This is a genomic window from Nonomuraea muscovyensis, assembly GCF_014207745.1.
GTDB classification, from domain to species: Bacteria; Actinomycetota; Actinomycetes; order Streptosporangiales; family Streptosporangiaceae; genus Nonomuraea; species Nonomuraea muscovyensis.
The window spans coordinates 236,809-252,329 of record NZ_JACHJB010000004.1 but is presented as its reverse complement, the minus strand read 5'-3'; the positions used below and the strand labels follow the sequence as shown (position 1 = coordinate 252,329).

Annotated in this window: 18 protein-coding genes; 8 read left to right on the top strand and 10 right to left on the bottom strand. The window is 71.9% G+C overall.

Annotated elements, in window-relative coordinates; all coding sequences use genetic code 11:
- Window positions 1-40: 40 nt before the first annotated feature.
- Window positions 41-868, bottom strand: coding sequence for a helix-turn-helix domain-containing protein (locus FHU36_RS39100; protein WP_185089160.1), 828 nt, complete (start codon window positions 866-868; stop codon window positions 41-43).
- A 110-nt stretch (window positions 869-978) separates the two neighbouring features.
- Here FHU36_RS39100 and FHU36_RS39095 point away from each other — a divergent pair, with 110 nt between their 5' ends.
- Complete coding sequence (locus FHU36_RS39095) at window positions 979-1,779, top strand: hypothetical protein (protein WP_246503284.1); 801 nt, start codon at window positions 979-981, stop codon at window positions 1,777-1,779.
- 148 nt (window positions 1,780-1,927) lie between these two features.
- Here the strand turns inward: FHU36_RS39095 and FHU36_RS39090 are convergent, their stop codons facing one another.
- The 3 genes from FHU36_RS39090 to FHU36_RS39080 form a co-directional block, all read right to left on the bottom strand.
- A complete protein-coding gene (locus FHU36_RS39090; RefSeq protein ID WP_185089158.1) occupies window positions 1,928-3,298 on the bottom strand; it encodes a serine/threonine protein kinase in 1,371 nt (456 codons plus the stop codon).
- Window positions 3,299-3,426: 128 nt separating this feature from the next.
- Window positions 3,427-3,981 carry a GNAT family N-acetyltransferase gene (locus FHU36_RS39085; protein ID WP_185089157.1) on the bottom strand — a complete coding sequence of 185 codons (555 nt, stop codon included), beginning with the start codon at window positions 3,979-3,981 and terminating at the stop codon, window positions 3,427-3,429.
- Window positions 3,981-4,481, bottom strand: a complete 501-nt coding sequence (locus tag FHU36_RS39080) for a shikimate kinase (protein WP_246503283.1) — start codon at window positions 4,479-4,481, stop codon at window positions 3,981-3,983. Before FHU36_RS39080 ends, FHU36_RS39085 begins: the two co-directional genes overlap by 1 nt.
- Before the next feature lie 58 nt (window positions 4,482-4,539).
- Here FHU36_RS39080 and FHU36_RS39075 point away from each other — a divergent pair, with 58 nt between their 5' ends.
- Both FHU36_RS39075 and FHU36_RS39070 read left to right on the top strand, forming a co-directional pair.
- Window positions 4,540-4,821 carry a hypothetical protein gene (locus FHU36_RS39075; protein ID WP_185089156.1) on the top strand — a complete coding sequence of 94 codons (282 nt, stop codon included), beginning with the start codon at window positions 4,540-4,542 and terminating at the stop codon, window positions 4,819-4,821.
- 61 nt (window positions 4,822-4,882) lie between these two features.
- On the top strand, window positions 4,883-5,269 hold the full coding sequence (locus FHU36_RS39070; RefSeq protein ID WP_185089155.1) for a ChaB family protein: 387 nt from the start codon (window positions 4,883-4,885) through the stop codon (window positions 5,267-5,269).
- Between the two features lie 121 nt (window positions 5,270-5,390).
- On the opposite strand, the gene FHU36_RS39065 is transcribed toward FHU36_RS39070, so the two are convergent.
- The 3 genes from FHU36_RS39065 to FHU36_RS39055 all read right to left on the bottom strand — a co-directional run bounded on the left by FHU36_RS39065 (window position 5,391) and on the right by FHU36_RS39055 (window position 8,671).
- Window positions 5,391-7,217, bottom strand: coding sequence for a transketolase (locus tag FHU36_RS39065; RefSeq protein ID WP_185089154.1), 1,827 nt, complete (start codon window positions 7,215-7,217; stop codon window positions 5,391-5,393).
- Window positions 7,218-7,340: 123 nt separating this feature from the next.
- Window positions 7,341-8,414, bottom strand: a complete 1,074-nt coding sequence (locus FHU36_RS39060) for an SDR family oxidoreductase (RefSeq protein WP_185089697.1) — start codon at window positions 8,412-8,414, stop codon at window positions 7,341-7,343.
- Window positions 8,415-8,416: 2 nt separating this feature from the next.
- A complete protein-coding gene (locus FHU36_RS39055; RefSeq protein WP_185089153.1) occupies window positions 8,417-8,671 on the bottom strand; it encodes a hypothetical protein in 255 nt (84 codons plus the stop codon).
- Between the two features lie 225 nt (window positions 8,672-8,896).
- Between FHU36_RS39055 and FHU36_RS39050 the strand changes: the two genes are divergently transcribed.
- Both FHU36_RS39050 and FHU36_RS39045 read left to right on the top strand, forming a co-directional pair.
- Window positions 8,897-9,145: a BON domain-containing protein gene (locus FHU36_RS39050; RefSeq protein ID WP_185089152.1), complete on the top strand. Its 249-nt coding sequence runs from the start codon at window positions 8,897-8,899 to the stop codon at window positions 9,143-9,145.
- 1 nt (window position 9,146) lies between these two features.
- Window positions 9,147-9,854: a metallophosphoesterase family protein gene (locus FHU36_RS39045; RefSeq protein WP_185089151.1), complete on the top strand. Its 708-nt coding sequence runs from the start codon at window positions 9,147-9,149 to the stop codon at window positions 9,852-9,854.
- A 146-nt stretch (window positions 9,855-10,000) separates the two neighbouring features.
- Here the strand turns inward: FHU36_RS39045 and FHU36_RS39040 are convergent, their stop codons facing one another.
- Together FHU36_RS39040 and FHU36_RS39035 are read right to left on the bottom strand one after the other, a co-directional pair.
- Window positions 10,001-10,150, bottom strand: coding sequence for a GPGG-motif small membrane protein (locus FHU36_RS39040; protein WP_175593845.1), 150 nt, complete (start codon window positions 10,148-10,150; stop codon window positions 10,001-10,003).
- Window positions 10,151-10,290: 140 nt separating this feature from the next.
- Window positions 10,291-10,776 carry a DUF1360 domain-containing protein gene (locus tag FHU36_RS39035; protein ID WP_185089150.1) on the bottom strand — a complete coding sequence of 162 codons (486 nt, stop codon included), beginning with the start codon at window positions 10,774-10,776 and terminating at the stop codon, window positions 10,291-10,293.
- Between the two features lie 166 nt (window positions 10,777-10,942).
- Between FHU36_RS39035 and FHU36_RS39030 the strand changes: the two genes are divergently transcribed.
- Entirely contained in the window at window positions 10,943-11,539 is a 597-nt protein-coding gene (locus FHU36_RS39030) for a nucleotidyltransferase (protein ID WP_185089149.1), read from the top strand.
- A gap of 54 nt (window positions 11,540-11,593) precedes the next feature.
- Here FHU36_RS39030 and FHU36_RS39025 read toward each other — a convergent pair whose 3' ends face one another.
- Window positions 11,594-11,938, bottom strand: a complete 345-nt coding sequence (locus FHU36_RS39025) for a PRC-barrel domain containing protein (RefSeq protein WP_185089148.1) — start codon at window positions 11,936-11,938, stop codon at window positions 11,594-11,596.
- 255 nt (window positions 11,939-12,193) lie between these two features.
- Here FHU36_RS39025 and FHU36_RS39020 point away from each other — a divergent pair, with 255 nt between their 5' ends.
- Window positions 12,194-13,081: a DMT family transporter gene (locus FHU36_RS39020; protein ID WP_185089147.1), complete on the top strand. Its 888-nt coding sequence runs from the start codon at window positions 12,194-12,196 to the stop codon at window positions 13,079-13,081.
- A 231-nt stretch (window positions 13,082-13,312) separates the two neighbouring features.
- Complete coding sequence (gene secA2, locus FHU36_RS39015; RefSeq protein WP_312892145.1) at window positions 13,313-15,463, top strand: accessory Sec system translocase SecA2; 2,151 nt, start codon at window positions 13,313-13,315, stop codon at window positions 15,461-15,463.
- Window positions 15,464-15,521 lie beyond the last annotated feature (58 nt).

Genomic DNA, 15,521 nt, shown 5'->3' with positions numbered 1-15,521 from the left:
AGCCGACGGACCTCGGTCGTGATGGCTTCGCGTGGCGATTTCACGGCCCGGTGTCGACCCGCTGGCTCTGAGTTCCGGTGGCACCGCTACGCCAGTGCGGCGGCGCGCTCTGCCGCGGGCCAGGCTCCACCGCGACCGCAGTGGTGTAGCGTCCGGGCGGCACCTCCTGTGGGAACGGCCCGCAGGTGCTCGCCTGACCTGCTGTCAGGGTACCGAGTTCGCACGTCCGGAGGGTCTTCGCCAGCGGTACGCGGGATTCGATGTCGTACAACCAGACGTAGGCGACCGTGCCGTCGACCGCCTGGACCGCGCGCAGGGCGAGGGAGGTGACCACGGCGCCGTCGGTCACCTCGACACAAGGCTGGACCGATATCGGCACGCGCACCTCGACCACGGGCGAGCGGCACCGCGTGGGTATGTCTGGTACGGCATCGCCCGTGGCCCGGATGGACGCCGCGGTGGCCGTGACAAGTGCCAGCGCCGTACCGATGACCGCCACAACCCTCCAGAGAGCGCGTGGCCTCTGCTCCTGGCTGTGGGCTTCGTCCGCCATGGCTGATTCGCTGGGCTCAGGTTCGCGGGCGGCCTGGGTATTTTGCGGGATCTGGCTGTTGATTTCGTGCCAGCGCCGCTCCCACTCGGCGGTGTCCGTCATGCCGCAGGCGCGTACGTAATCGACGGTAGCCGCCAGGCTCGGCAGCCGGAGTCCCTTGGCGGCTTCGGAGAGCCTGCTCGGCGAGCAACCGACCCGGGAGCCCATGATCCGGTAAGTCGGATTCCCCGCCGCCACGCGCAACTGGCGTAGGTCATACGCGAAGCGTTCGATCAACCCGCTGCCGGGATCGAGTTCGCGTTCTGGCCTGCCCAATTCACCCCGCCTCGTTGATCAGGTGTCCGATCGGTGGTGATCAATCAAATCGTCGCAAGGATGAGCCGTACCAGGCAAGTCAGTCGTCTGAGGAGGCGCGAGTGAAGAGAATGTTCGCGGCGGTGGCCGCGGTGGCGATGGGGACCTGCGGCGTCGCGGCGCCCGCACACGCCGCCATGGGGGTGGCCTTCCGCGCGTATTCGGGCGCGAGCGAGAGCACGCACCAGGCCCGTTTCGAGAGCCTGAGCCGCCAGGGCTACCGGCCGATCACGGTGAGCGTGTCGGAAGGGCCGAGCTACGCGGCCGTCTGGGTCAAGGGCGGGGGCGGAGCCTGGATCTCGCGGAGCGGGATGTCCGAGGCGGGCTTCAGAGCGCGGTTCGACGACTACCTCGCGCAGGGATACCAGCCGACATCGGTGTCCGCGACGGGTCCGGCCGGCCGGGCGACGTTCACCGCGCTGTGGGAGAAGCGCTCTGAACGGTTCTTCTCCCGCATGGGGCTCACGGGGACACAGTTCGCCGCCTACAACCGGAAGGCGTACGAAGACGGGTACGTACCGGTCTCGATTGACGTGTACGGCACGTCGTCGGATCCCCGGTACGTCGCGGTCTGGCGGCAGAGCCAGGGGGGCGGATGGTACTTCTCGTACGGAAAGTCGTCCGCCGCGCACAAGAAGTTCTTCGACGAGCGCACCGCCGAGGGGTTCCGCCCGACTGCGGTCGCGGTGGCCCCGGGAGGGGCGCGGTTCGCCGCGATCTACCGCAAGGACGGTGTCCGCCCCTGGTACCACTACATCGACACCTCCGGCTCCGCCTACCAGCGCCGGTTCGACAGCCTCGTGGCGCGCGGCCTGCGGCCGGTCCAGGTGAACGTCGAGGACGGCGTGTACGCCTCGGTCTGGGTCAGCTGACCGATGGACCAAGAGCCCGCCTGGTAGCGGGACGGGCGGAGGAACTGGCGACATGATCCGCTGCTACATCACCCGGCGAAACCGCAACACCTGACAACCCTCGCCTACGACGCATCGTGAAGAGGGCAAACGTCTCCTGATCGGGGCACTAACCTGCGCCGCCCGCGGCCTTGGGGCGGGTGGTGCGGGTCTCGGCCGTCCAGGCGCCCAGGCGGGGCCAGGCGCGGACGAGGGCCGCGCCGGCGGGGGCGATGGGTTCGCCGCTGACGGCGACCAGCGTGCCCACCTCGGTCCGGGTGGCCCGTACGGGAACGCTGCGCCGCACCAGCAGGCCCGCGTCGGTCAGCCGGGTCAGCACCTCGCTCTCGTCCGCGTCCTCGGCGGACAGGCCCTCCAGGGCCGGGGCGTCGTCGCCCGGCGCGGGTGACGCACAGCCTTCGTCCGGGAGGTAGCCGTTGAGCAGGCGGAGCAGGAGCGCGGGCAGCCGTTCGCGCTGGCGGGGGGTCAGCGACTCGTACACCCGCTCGGCCAGCTCGCCCAGCGACGGCGGCCCGGCCAACCCGTCCGGCGGCACCAGCCCGAGCCCCGGCCTGCCTCCGCCGCGGGCCGTGTCGCGGGGCGCGGGCCGGAGCACGGTGACGGCCGCCCCACCGGAGCCCGCCGCAGCCGCGTCCGGCACGCTCTTCGGAGCGGCGTCCGGAGCGGCGTCCGGAGCGGCGTCCGGAGCCGTGTCCGGCACGGTGTCCGGAGCGGCGTCCGGGACCGCGCGGAGGTTCGGGGCGGTGGCCGGCAAGGTCGCGAGGCCGGCCAGCAGGGCGTCGGCGGAGGGCCGGTCGGCGGGTCGCTTGTCCAGCGCCCGGCCCACCAACTCCCGCAGCCCGTCGGGCAGCGCGTCCAGGTCGGGGTCCACGGCCAGCAGCCGGTGCATCACGCCGCCCAGGCTCTCCCCGTGGAACGGGTCACGCCCGGTCGCCGCGAACAGCAGCACCCCGCCCCAGGCGAACACGTCCGCCGCCGGCCCCGGCCGCTCCCCGATGATCACCTCGGGCGCCAGGTAGGTGGGTGTGCCGACCGTCCCCACGCCGGCCGCGCCCAGGTCGATCAGGGTGGGGCCGCCGGGGGAGAGCAGCACGCTCTCCGGCCGCAGGTCGCGGTGCGCGACGCCGATCGCGTGCAGCGAGCGCAACGCCGTCGCGACGGCGACGGCCAGCACGCGCAGCTCCGCGCCTCCGTACGGCCCGTGCCGCGCCACGGCCCGCCTCAGGTCGGGACCCTCGACGAACTCGCTCACGATGTACGGCACCGTCCCGTCGACGCCCACGTCGACCACCCTGGCGAGCTGGCACGGCCGGACCCGGAGGACCGCGTCGGTCAACTGCTGGGTGACCTCGCCTCTCGGCACCTTGACGGCGAACCTGCGTCCCTCGTCGTCGTAGGCGTCGTAGACGACCCCCCGCCCTCCGGCGCCGAGCCGCCCCGCCAGCCAGTAGCCGCCGAGGGTCCGCGGATCACCGGGCACCAAGCACATCGTCACTGCTGCTTAGATGCGGCCGAAGCGGGATTGGTTGCACCGGAGACCGCGGACATGGATGGAAAAAGACGCCACAGGCCCCCCGCGCGCCTCGGAGGACCCGTGCGTCATGATCATTATTGCAGGGCGGCAGACCCCCCGGACCACTCCGTCCGCAGCACGGACATGGTGATCGAGTCGTGCCACCGGCCCTCCCACAGCAGCGCGTCGCGCAGCACGCCCTCCTGCACGAAGCCTGCCTTCTTGTACACGTGGGCGGCCCGTTCGTTGAAGGAGTGGACGCCGAGGCTGACCCGGTGCAGCGGCGTCGTCGCGAACGCGTGGCCGAGCGTCAGCCTGATGGCCTCGGTGCCGTAGCCCCTGCCGAACACCCGCGGACCCACCAGCGCGATCCGCAGGTTGCAGGACAGGTTGTCGGCGTCGAGCTCGTTGAGCACGATCTCGCCCACGTAGCCGCCGTCCGCCACGATCGCCAGGTCGAGCCGGTCGGCCTGCGCGCCCCTGGTGGCGTACCAGCGCCGGGCGGCCTCAAGGTCGAACTCCCCGTGCGAGCCGGTCAACCGCCGCACCTCGGGATCGGTGACCAGCGCGTAGAGGTCTTCGGCGTACTCGGGGCCGACCGGGCGCAGCGTCACGCGCTCGCCCCGCAGGGTGGGTTTCTCGGCGAACATCACCCCTGACTACCCTGCCGGTCCCGGGCGGGCAACCGGATTTCCCGCAGCACGGCCTCCGCCACCTCCTCGGGCGACATGACGCTCACGTCGCACGTCATGTCGGCCACCTCCCGGAAGTAGGCCCCCCGCCGCGCCCGCATCTCGGCCGGGCCGAAGGCGGGCCGATGGTCGTCGGAGCGCATCCGCTCGGCCAGCACCGCGTCGGGGGCGTCCAGCCACACCACGAACGCCTCCCGCAGCGCCGCGCGCACCCGGGGATCCTCGACGGAACTGGCCGCCGCGGTGATCACCTTGGGCACGCGGCCGGCGAGCTCGGCGAGCACGTGCTCGGCCTCCCGCCCGTGCAGCACGTCCGCCCCTTCGCGGGCGGCGATCTGCGCGGCGGTGCCGCCGTAGGTGTCGACCAGGAACGGATCGCTGTCGCTGAGCGGCACGCCCAAAGCCTGGCTGATCAGGCGTCCGGCGCTCGTCTTGCCCGAGCCCATAAGCCCGACCATCACTACTGGTTTGTTTTTTGCCATGTGGATAGAGGTTCCTCGTGTCAAGGAGGTAATCATGACCATCGCCGGAAGCATCATCCTCATCATGCTCGGCGCGATTCTCACCTGGGCCGTCGAGTTCGACCTCGCCGGCCTGGACATCAACGTCGTCGGCGTCATTCTCATGCTCGGCGGGTTGATCGGGCTCGCGTTCGGCATCTACCGCATCCGGGTCACCCGCAGGGCGGTCGGCCCGATCGACGAGCCGGTGCAGCGCCACGAGGTCTACGAGACGCCCGAGGCCCGCCGGACCACCGTGTACGAGGAGCGCCGCCCCTACAACGAGCCGCCGCTGTAGCGACCCCCGTCGCCGCGGCGACGCCACACCAGGGAACCACACCAGGGAAGAGGTGAACGACATGCCGGCCAGCCAGGAGCTGCCGTCGACCCTGCGACGCTCGCCGAAGAAGGCGCAGGAGACGTGGATGAAGGCCCACGACTCCGCCGTCGAGACGTACGGCGAGGGCCGCCGCGCTCACATGACGGCCTTCGCGGCCCTGAAGCACTCCTTCGAGAAGGTGGGTGACCACTGGGAGCCCAAGCCGGAGAAGGGCCCGTCGGACCAGGGCGCCACGGACCGGTCCGGCAGGACCGCCGAGGGCGTCAACGCGAACGCCACCAAGGAGCACCTGCAGCACGTGGCCGCCGAACTCGGCGTGCGCGGCCGGTCGAGGATGACCAAGCAGGAGCTCGTCGACGCCATCAGGAAGGCCAACCGGCGGGCCACCGCGAAGGCCCGCCGCTGACCCGCTCGCTGAGATCGGCGGGCCCTGACGAGGCCCGCCGTTTTCTCGTGCCCGGCTGTCGAAGACCCGGTGCCCGTCTGTGCCCGGCCGTCGAAGACCCGGTGCCCATCGCGAAGCCGGTTCAGAGCAGCCGCTTGACCGTCTCGACGATGGCCCGCCGGTCGATCCGGGCGTCCGCGAGCTGCTGCTGCGGCGTGGCCGACCCCGGCAGCCCCCGTACGGCCAGTTTCACCACCCGGGGTCCCAGTTCGCTGACGGCGTCCAGCACCGCGTCGCCCAGCCCGCCCTCGGGCCGGTGGTCCTCGACCGTGATGAGGGTGCCCGTCGTGGTGGCCGCCGCCGTCAGGGCGGCCACGTCGACCGGCTTGACCGAGTACAGGTCGATCACGCCCACGGGCACGCCCCGTTCGGCCAGCTCGTCGGCCGCGGCCAGCGCCTCGTGCACGGTCACCCCGGCGGCCACGATCGTCGCCCGGTCGGCGGGGGAGTGGCGCAGCACCCGCGAGCCGCCCACGGGGAAGCGCTCGCCGGGCCGGTACACGACGGGCGTGTCGCCCCGCGTCGTCCGCAGGTAGGACACGCCGGACACGGAGGCCATCTCGGCGGTCAGGGCCGCCGTCTGGTTGGCGTCGCAGGGGTAGAGCACGACGCTGTCGTACACGGGCCGCATCATGGCCAGGTCCTCCAGCCCCATCTGGGAGGGGCCGTCCTCGCCGATGGCCACGCCGGCGTGCGAGCCGACCAGCCTGATCGACGCCCTGCTCACCGCGGCCATCCGGATGAAGTCGTGCGCCCTGGTGAGGAACGCCGCGAACGTCGCCGCGTACGGCACCCAGCCGCGCACCTGCATGCCCACGGCGGCGGCCACGAGCTGCTGCTCGGCGATGTACATCTCGAAGAACCGCTCGGGGAACGCCTTGGCGAACTCCTCGACCTTGGTGGAGTCGGCCACCTCGCCGTCCAGCGCCACCACGTCGCCGCGCGCCGCGCCGAGCGCCGCGAGGGCCTCGCCGAACGCCGTGCGCGTGGCGACCCGGGTGCCGACCTCGTACTCGGGCAGCGTCAGCGGTCCGTCCTCGAACCGGTGCGGCGCGGACGTGACCTCCGGCGGGTGCACCCGGAGCTCGACGTGCCGGGGGCCGCCCAGCTCCCCGATGGCCGTCTCCGGGTCGCGCAGCGCCTTGCCGTGGGCGCCCTCGCGGTTCTCCACCTCCAGCACGCCCTCGCCCTTGCGGGTCTTGGCCAGGATCACCGTGGGCCGCCTGCGCGTGTTGCGCGCGTCGCCGAGCGCGAAGTCGATCTGGCCGGGGTCGTGGCCGTCGATCTCGATCGTGCGCCAGCCGAACGCGCCGAACCTGCGGGCGTACGCGCCGGTGTCCCAGCCGTGCCGGGTGGGGCCCCGTTGCCCGAGCCGGTTCACGTCCACGATCAGCGTCAGGTTGGCCAGGCCCTCGTCACCGGCGTGCTCGGCGGCCTCCCACACCGACCCCTCGGCCAGCTCGCCGTCGCCGCACAGCACCCACACCCGGTACGGCAGGTGCTCCAGCCGCCCCGCCATCGCCATCCCCACACCGACGGGCAGCCCCTGCCCGAGCGATCCCGTGGCCACGTCCACCCACGGCAGCCGCGGTGTCGGGTGTCCCTCCAGCCGGCTGTCCCGCTTCCTGAAGGACAGCAGTTCCTCCTCGCCGATCGCACCCGCGGCCCGGAACAGGGCGTACAGCAGCGGTGAGGCGTGCCCCTTGGAGAAGATCAGATGGTCGTTGGCGGGCTCGTCCGGCCGGTCGAAGTCGTAGCGCAGATGGCAGGCGAACAGCACCGCCATCAGGTCGGCGGCGGACAACGACGACGTGGGGTGACCGGAGCCCGCCGCGGCCGAGCTGCGCACGGAGTCCACGCGCAACTGGGCGGCGAGTTCGGTCAGGAACCGCAGATCGCGTTCGGGCATGAGGGCCTCCTCCTGGTTCCCCCGCCGCCTACCCCTTCTCGCCCGGTTAACGCGATGGTCAACCCGCCGGTTGACATTCGGTCAACGTGCGGTCAATGTGCGGTCAGCGCGGCCTCCGGGCCGTCAGCCGCGGCGCCGGAGCACCGCCATGGCGAGCCCGGCGGCACCCGCCGCGGCCAGCGACAGCACGACCGGCCGGCGGTGGTGCGACAGCCACAGTTGCGGGCTGCGCGCGTGCGAGCGGTGGTCGAAGCTGCCCCGCGCCCCGTAGTCGTCGGCCTCGTCGGCCGGCTTCCACAGGTTCGCCACGCCGCTCGGCGGCTGCTCGGTCGTCTGCTGGGAGTCCACGCCGGTACGCGCCAGGTAGCGGTCGAGGAGGGCCGGGGCGACCCGCTGGGCGAGGAGCGTGGCGGCCGTGGTGATGCCGACCCAGTACTCCTTGCGCTCCGGGTGCTCGGCCGCGTACACGATCCCGCGGGCGGCGACCTCGGGCTGGTAGATGGGCGGCACCGGCTGCGGGTGCCGGCCCAGCTTCGACAGCACCCAGTCGAACTGCGGGGTGTTGACGGCCGGGAGCTGCACCAGCGTGATGTCGATGCCGCTCCGGCCGGCCAGCAGCTCGGTCCGCACCGCCTCGGTGAAGCCCTTGACGGCGTGCTTGGCTCCGCAGTATGCCGACTGCAGCGGGATGCCGCGCTGCGACAGGGCCGAGCCGACCTGGACGATCGTGCCCCGGCCGCGCGGGCGCATCAGGTCGAGGGCCACCCGGGTGCCCCAGACGTAGCCGAGGTAGGTGACGGCGGTGGTCCGCTCGTACTCCTCCGGCGTGATGTCGGTGAACCGGGCGAACACCGACGAGAACGCCACGTTGATCCACACGTCGATCGGGCCCAGTTCGGCCTCGACCCGTTCGGCCGCCTGCCGTACCTGCTCGTAGTCGGCGACGTCCGCCTCGTAGACCTGGCCCACTCCGCCGGCGGCGCCCACGTCCACGGCGGCGGCGCCCAGCCCGGTCGTGCCGCGCGCGAGCAACGCCACCTTGGCGCCCTTGGCGCCCAGCTCACGCACGACGGCCCGCCCCACGCCGCCGCTCGCGCCGGTCACGACGACGACCCGGCCGCGCAGGTCGTGCGGCCGCTCGGGCGACTCGCTCGCTGAGGGGGACTCCGAAAGCACTTCGGTTCGCTGCGGGGGCATGCTCACCCTGCCTCTCCTACGGTGCGGTTCTTCTGACGGCGTACGGCGAGCACGATGTCGACGACCGTGATCACGGCCACCACGACCGCGATCCCGGTCAGCACCGGCGCGGAGGCGACCAGCCCCAGCGCGGCCACCGCGAACGCGAAGACGAGGATGAAGGATCCCGCCCTGATGTGCACGACGTCACGCGGCGTCGCGGGGACCATCGGTTTGCCCGACTCCGAACGCCCTTCTTCCCACTGGTTCTCAGACATGGGGCGTCACCTGCCCCTGCCGTTTGCCGCCTAACGCTCGGGGTAGCCGCGGGCGCGTGCCTGAGCTGCGTCCGAGTGACCAGAGCTGGACATCGGCTTCTTCCGGGTCGGCGGCCTCGGCGGGTGGGCCACCCACGGCCCCGTGGAACGTGCCGTTGTGGACCTCGTACGCGCCGTTTGAGCTTTTCGCCCCCGGGCATGCGGCGTCTGGAGAAGGAGGAAGCGATGGAGGCTCCGCAGTACGTCGCGGCCCGGATCCAGCAGGCGCTGGCGGAGGACACGCGCACCCACGAGCTCGGCATCCATGTCGACGTGCGAGGCGACCAGCTGTTCCTGCGCGGGCAGGTGAGCGGCAGCGAGCAGCGCGAACGGCTGGGCCAGGTGGCCCACGAGGCCGCACCCGGCCTGAGGATGCACAACGAGATCAAGGTCGTCGTCGTCAGCGAACCCGGAGAGGATGAGCACCTTGACTAACGTGCGCATAGCGGCCGTGGGCGACATCCACCTGGGCGAGGACGTCCGCGGCGAGTACCGCAAGAGACTGGAGGGCATCGAGGAACGCGCCGACGTGCTGATGCTGGCGGGCGACCTGACCCGGCACGGCACGCTGGAGGAGGGCAGGCTCGTCGCCGACGAGCTGCGCGACCTGCCGGTGACCGTCGTCGCCGTGCTCGGCAACCACGACTACCACTCCGACCGGCAGCACGCGATTGCGAACGAGCTGCGCGACGCCGGGGTGATCGTGCTGGACGACGACGGCGTCGTGCTCGACTGCGGCGAGACCAAGCTGGGCGTCGTGGGCGGCAAGGGCTTCGGCGGCGGGTTCGCCGGCAAGTGCGCCAGCGAGTTCGGCGAGCGCGAGATCAAGGACTTCGTGGCGCACACCCGTTCCATCGCCGAGGCGTGGAAGCTGGCGCTGAAGGAGATACAGGCCGACCGCAAAGTCGTGCTGTCGCACTACTCCCCCGTCAAGGAGACGCTGCACGGCGAGCCGCTGGAGATCTACCCCTTCCTCGGCTCCTACCTGCTGGCCGAGGCCGTCGACACCGTCGGCGCCGAGCTGATCCTGCACGGCCACGCGCACAAGGGCAGCGAGAAGGGCCTCACCCCCGGCGGGATACGCGTGCGCAACGTGGCGCTGCCCGTGCTCGGCAAGGCGTACGCGGTCTACTGCCTGGACTGAGCACCACTCGGCGAATACGTGGAAACGAAACGGCCGCTCCCTTCCGGGAGCGGCCGTTTCTCTGGTCGGTTATGGTTAAAGGAGCCGATCACACTTCGCGTTTCCCCGTGCATAACCGGCGCGACGGAAAGGCGCTCAGCACGCCGCTATACATTGAAGATGCTGACGCCGCCCGGCCCCACGAGGAAACCGAGGACGATCAGGACGATCCCCCACAGGAGATCGCGACGGGCCAGGATGACGTAGATCCCGGCGATGACGAGAACGACTGCGATGATCCAAAGCAAAGTAGCCATGACCCGCTACTGCCCCGGGCCGCAGGCATTTAACATGCTTTCTGGACGACCTGCGGTTTTTGCGGCGGCCGCGGGAAGCCGGCGCCCATGACGGCATCCGGCCATTTCCTCTTTGCCGCGCCACGTCGAGCCGCTCGTGCTCAGGAGGCCTTTTGCATGAGCCGGGCGTAGGCCAGTTGCAGCCAGTCGGAGGCGGCCACGGCGGTCATGGTGGCCCCGGCCAGCCGGGTGAAGCGGGGCGCGAACACCATGCCGGCCGCGTAGGCGGTGGCCGTCCACTGCGCCAGGCAGAACGGGCAGGAGACCAGCTCGCCCACCGGGTTGCGCGGCTCCTCCTTCAGCTCCGCCGGCCCGCTCACCCCCTCGTAGCGGGTGAACGGCGCCCGCAGCGGGCTCGTCACCGGGTCCTTGGCGAGCAGCCGCGACACCTTGTGGGTGCACGCCGCCATCAGCGCCAGGTCCAGCAGCGCGATGCGGTCGGGTGCGCGCCGCCCGGTCAGCGCGGCCGCGCCCACCGCCGCCGCCACCGCTCCGCCGTACACGGCCAGGATGCGCAGGTAGCCGCGGATCGGCCGGTCGTGCTCGCCCGCGTACTCCTGCTCGGTCTTCTCCAGGAAGTCGGTCATACGGCCTGGCGCTACCCCCGCGCAGGAGGCCTACGCGCGGCCGGGCGAGGGGCGCTCGCGCGGCGGACCTGGACGTGATCGGACAGGGCCGCGTCCGGGCGGGCGCAAGCCCGTGGGAGGCGCCCGCGGAACGCCTATTCGCCACGCCTGCGGGTAGCCCGGTCTCATGAGCAGCCACAGTCATGCGGTAACCGATGCCATCCTCGACACACTGAAACGTGCCAGTTCGGGGTTGAAGGACGCCGGGGTGAAGTTCGCCCTGGCGGGCGGGTGCGCGGCCTACGCCCGGGGAGCGGCGCCCTCGTTGCACGACGTCGACTTCGTGATCACCGAGCACGACGTGCCCGCCGCGCTGGAGGCGCTGCGCTCACTCGGCTTCGAGACGGCCAAGCCCCCCGAGGACTGGCTGGTCAAGGCGTTCGACGAGGGCCGGCTGGTCGATTTGATCTTCCGGGTCTCCGACCGGCCGATCACGGACGAACTGCTCGACCGGGCCGAGCCGATGACGGCCTCGGCCGTGATCGTGCCCGTGCTGGAGGCGACCGACCTGGTGATCTCGTGGCTGCTGCCGTTGTCGGAGCACGCCTGCGACTACGGAGCCCTGTTGCCCCAGGTGCGGGCCCTGCGCGAGCAGGTCGACTGGGCGCGGGTCGCCGCCGTGACGGCCGGCTCGCCGTACGCCGCCACCTTCATCACCCTCCTGGAACGCCTCGGGGTCCTTGAGTCGCCCGTCACACCGAAGGGCGAACCGGCCTGGCCGTGACGGACGGAAAGGGCCGCACCCCGAGGGGCGCGGCCCTTCCTCGTCTCCGACGGATCAGTAAGTGAACCGGCCGTAGTAGTCGCCGATCACGGTCCGGTACTCGGGCTCCTTGAACCGTGCCTCGTCGAACTCGGGCGAGTCCTTGATCTCCGCCTTGGTCCGCGAGACGTGCACCTCGCGCTCCTGCGGGTCGATCCTGGTCACCACCCTGGCCGGGAGCATGACCTTCTTACCGAAGATCCACGGACCGGTGTCGACGACCAGGTAGCTCTCGCCCACCTCGTACGTCGCCTCGTCCACGGTCCCGATCTTCCCGTCGGTCGCCTGGACGTGGTAACCCACGAGGTCCAGGCCGCTGCCACGGGCGTAGACGTCAGGTCGATAGTCCCAGAGCTCCATGGAGCTCCTCTCCTCTCTGCTTCCGTCATGTTCCGGGCATCCCCTCGGCTACCCGCACGACGCCGCCCAAACCTGTCGCCCGGGCGGAAGCGCAGTCGCTAGGGTGGGTGACGTGCCGCGCTTTCTGATCTGCTCCCCGCCGCCCGCCCCGTAGCGGGCGGCCTGTCGCACGAACTCCGGGTCTGACCGATCCGGGGGTGGTCGCTGCCCGCGCACCGGGCCCTTTTCACGACCACTCCATCGGAGAGACCTGTCATGACCCCTGTTTCCGCGCGGCGGGGCGCGTTCTACGTGTCCGTGGCCGCGGCCGCCTGGGGCACCGGCGGAACCGCCGGCCTGCTGCTGTTCCAGTCGGGCGGCCTCGGCCCCGTCGGCGTGTCCCTGTGGCGCTACCTGCTCGGCGCCGCCTTCCTGCTCGCCCTGCTCAGCCTCACCGGCGGCCTGCCCGCCCGGCTCGACCCGCGGGTGGTCACCGTGGGCGTCGGGATGGCCGTCTACCAGGCCGCCTACTTCGCCGCCATCGCCCGCTCCGGCGTGGCCGTGGCGACCATGGTGACGATGGGCGCAACCCCCGTCATCACCGCGCTGGGCAGCCGTTTCGTGCTCGGCGAGCGGCTGGGCCGGCCCGGCGTGGCCGCCCTGGCCGCGGCGCTGGCCGGGCTGGTCCTGCTGACCTCCGAGAGCCTGCTCGGCTCCGCCACCGGGCCCGCGGGCGGCGGGGTCGGGGCCGGGATCGGGTTCGCGTTGCTGTCGGCCGCCGGGTACGCCGCCGTCACGCTCTACTCCCGGCGCCACCGCGACGACCCCCAGGGCATGGCCGTGGGCGGGTTCGTCGTGGCGGCGGCCTGCCTGGCGCCGTTCGCCCTGGCCGGTGGGGCGCTGCCCGCGTTCAGCCTGTCGTCCGTGGCCCTGCTGATCTATCTCGGAGCGGTGCCCACGGCGCTCGCCTACGCGCTGTTCTTCCGCGCGCTCACCACGCTCAGCGCGGCGAGTGTGTCGGTCATCTCGCTCGGCGAGGCCGCCGGCGCGGCGGTGCTGGGCGTGCTGCTGTTCGGCGAACGGCTGACGCTCACGGCCTGGGCCGGGTGCGCGCTGCTGATCGCCGCCGTGGTGGTGCTCACCGTCCGGCCGGGCGAGGGCTGACGGTCCGGGAGCGGGGCGGCGGCGCCGGAGGTCGCATGAGACGTCCGGCCCACCGCATGGGTTAGGGTCCGGTACGGCGACGCATGCCGTACCGTCGCTCCGCTCCCGCGGACCGAGCAGTGCCGACCAGCGGCGGGGTACGAGGGGAACGGTGCCGGCAGAGCGCGCGTTGGAGGGACTGTGGCGTCGATTACCGGAATCCTCAGAAACCTCCTGGACCGTCCAGGAGGGGTGAGCCTTAGCCCGTACAAGAAGATCGTCAAGGCGGCCGGTGAGCTGGCCGGAGAGGTCGGGAAGCTGGGCGAGCCGCCCAGGCCCCCGATGGACGATCTGGCCCGTTTCTGCGCCGTCGCGCGCGAGGCGGCCGACCGGACGCTGGGGCTGAGGCCGTACGACGCGCAGCTCCTCGGGACCCTCGCCCTCCTGGACGGCAAGATCGCCGAGATGGCCACCGGCGAGGGCAAGACGCTGGCCGGCGCGATGGCGGCGGCGGGCCACGCCCTGCAGGGCAGGCGGGTGCACGTCATGTCCGTCAACGACTACCTGGCCCGGCGCGACGCGGAGTGGATGGCGCCGTTCTACGAGGCGATGGGCGTCACGGTCGGCTGGGTCGGGCAGAGCTCCACCTTCGAGGAGCGGCGCGAAGCCTACGCCAGTGACGTCACCTACGGCGCGGTCAGCGAGATCGGCTTCGACGTGCTGCGCGACCGGCTGCGCACCGACGCGAGCCGGATCATCGTTCCCGAGCCCGAGGTGGCGCTGGTCGACGAGGCCGACTCCGTGCTGGTGGACGAGGCCCGGGTGCCGCTGGTGATGGCCGGGGCGTCCGACGCGGGCGACGCGGTGCCCGAGATGGCCGCGCTGGCCAGGCAGCTCGTCCGCGGCTACCACTACGAGATCGACGACCAGGCGCGCAACGTCTATCTGACCCCCAAGGGCGCCGACACCGTCGAGAACCTGCTCGGCGTCGACCTCTACGACGAGAACGAGCCGGGCACCCTCATCGAGCTCAACCTCGCCCTGCACGCCCACGCCCTGCTGACCCGCGACGTCGACTACATCGTGCGCGACGGCAAGGTGCAGCTCATCAACGCCTCCCGCGGCCGGGTCGCGCTGCTGCAACGCTGGCCCAACGGCCTGCAGGCGGCCGTGGAGGCCAAGGAGGCCCTCGCCCCCAGCGAGAAGGGCGAGATCCTCGACTCCATCTCCGTGCAGGGCCTCGTCCGCCGCTACCCCCGGATCTGCGGCATGACCGGCACGGCCGTGGCCGTCAGCGAGCAGCTCGGCGAGTTCTACGGGCTGAAGGTCGCGGTCATCCCGTCCAACCGGCCGTGCGTCCGGATCGACGAGCCCGACCGTGTCTACCCGACGGTGCCCGACAAGGACGCGGCGCTGGTCGAGGAGATCCAGACGGTGCACGCCACCGGCCGGCCCATCCTCATCGGCACCCTCGACGTGGCCGAGTCGGAGAACCTCGCCAAGCTGCTGCAGCGGCGCGGCCTCGAACCGGTCGTGCTCAACGCCAAGAACGACGCCGAGGAGGCCGCGATCATCGCCCGCGCGGGCGAGCGCGACGCCATCACCGTCTCCACGCAGATGGCCGGGCGCGGCACCGACATCCGCCTCGGCGAGGGCGTCGCCGAGCTGGGCGGCCTGTACGTGATCGGCTCCGGCCGGCACGCCAGCAGCCGCCTGGACGACCAACTGCGCGGCCGGGCGGGCCGCCAGGGAGACCCGGGCGGCTCGGTGTTCTTCGTCAGCATGCAGGACGACCTCGTCACCCAGTTCGTCCCCGACGAGCGGCCGCCGGCCGCCGACGCCGACGGCCTGGTCCGCCATCGCCGCGGCGCCTATCTCGTCGGTCACGCGCAGCGCGTCGCCGAGGGCGTCAACCTGCAGATCCACCGCAACACCTGGCGCTACACCCGCCTGCTGGAGCACCAGCGCGAGCTCATCCTGGAATGGCGCGACAAGGTGCTGCACGGCGACGCCGCCGCGCGGGCGCTGGCCGAGGGCGACCCGCGGCGCTGGGCGGAGCTGCCCGAGGACACCCGCGAGGAGACGGCCCGGCAGATCGTGCTGCACGCGATCGACCGGTGCTGGACCGAGCACCTGGCCTTCCTCACCGACCTGCGCGAGGGCATCCACCTGCGGGCGCTGGGCCGGATGAGCCCGATCGACGAGTTCCAGCGGGAGGCCGTGGCCGAGTACAAGGCCATGCTCGCCGAGGTGGAGCGGCGCTCGCTGGCGGCGTTCGACGCGCCCGAGCCCGACCTCGGCCGCCCCACGGCCACGTGGACGTACATGGTGCAGGACAACCCGTTCGGCACGGAGTGGGACCGGATCATCAAGCGCGTCGGCTCGGCCGCCCGCCGCCGCTAGCCCGTCGCGGGGTCCTCTCCGGCGAGTCGTCCCGCGTCCCGCCGTGGGTATGCCGCCG

Coding starts and splice junctions, on each gene's coding strand:
- FHU36_RS39095 (WP_246503284.1), top strand. CDS start 979: ATGTTCGCGGCGGTGGCCGCGGTGGCGATGGGGACCTGCGGCGTCGCG.
- FHU36_RS39085 (WP_185089157.1), bottom strand. CDS start 3,981: ATGTTCGCCGAGAAACCCACCCTGCGGGGCGAGCGCGTGACGCTGCGC.
- FHU36_RS39080 (WP_246503283.1), bottom strand. CDS start 4,481: ATGGTCGGGCTTATGGGCTCGGGCAAGACGAGCGCCGGACGCCTGATC.
- FHU36_RS39075 (WP_185089156.1), top strand. CDS start 4,540: ATGACCATCGCCGGAAGCATCATCCTCATCATGCTCGGCGCGATTCTC.
- FHU36_RS39070 (WP_185089155.1), top strand. CDS start 4,883: ATGCCGGCCAGCCAGGAGCTGCCGTCGACCCTGCGACGCTCGCCGAAG.
- FHU36_RS39065 (WP_185089154.1), bottom strand. CDS start 7,217: ATGCCCGAACGCGATCTGCGGTTCCTGACCGAACTCGCCGCCCAGTTG.
- FHU36_RS39060 (WP_185089697.1), bottom strand. CDS start 8,414: ATGCCCCCGCAGCGAACCGAAGTGCTTTCGGAGTCCCCCTCAGCGAGC.
- FHU36_RS39055 (WP_185089153.1), bottom strand. CDS start 8,671: ATGTCTGAGAACCAGTGGGAAGAAGGGCGTTCGGAGTCGGGCAAACCG.
- FHU36_RS39050 (WP_185089152.1), top strand. CDS start 8,897: ATGGAGGCTCCGCAGTACGTCGCGGCCCGGATCCAGCAGGCGCTGGCG.
- FHU36_RS39040 (WP_175593845.1), bottom strand. CDS start 10,150: ATGGCTACTTTGCTTTGGATCATCGCAGTCGTTCTCGTCATCGCCGGG.
- FHU36_RS39035 (WP_185089150.1), bottom strand. CDS start 10,776: ATGACCGACTTCCTGGAGAAGACCGAGCAGGAGTACGCGGGCGAGCAC.
- FHU36_RS39030 (WP_185089149.1), top strand. CDS start 10,943: ATGAGCAGCCACAGTCATGCGGTAACCGATGCCATCCTCGACACACTG.
- FHU36_RS39025 (WP_185089148.1), bottom strand. CDS start 11,938: ATGGAGCTCTGGGACTATCGACCTGACGTCTACGCCCGTGGCAGCGGC.
- FHU36_RS39020 (WP_185089147.1), top strand. CDS start 12,194: ATGACCCCTGTTTCCGCGCGGCGGGGCGCGTTCTACGTGTCCGTGGCC.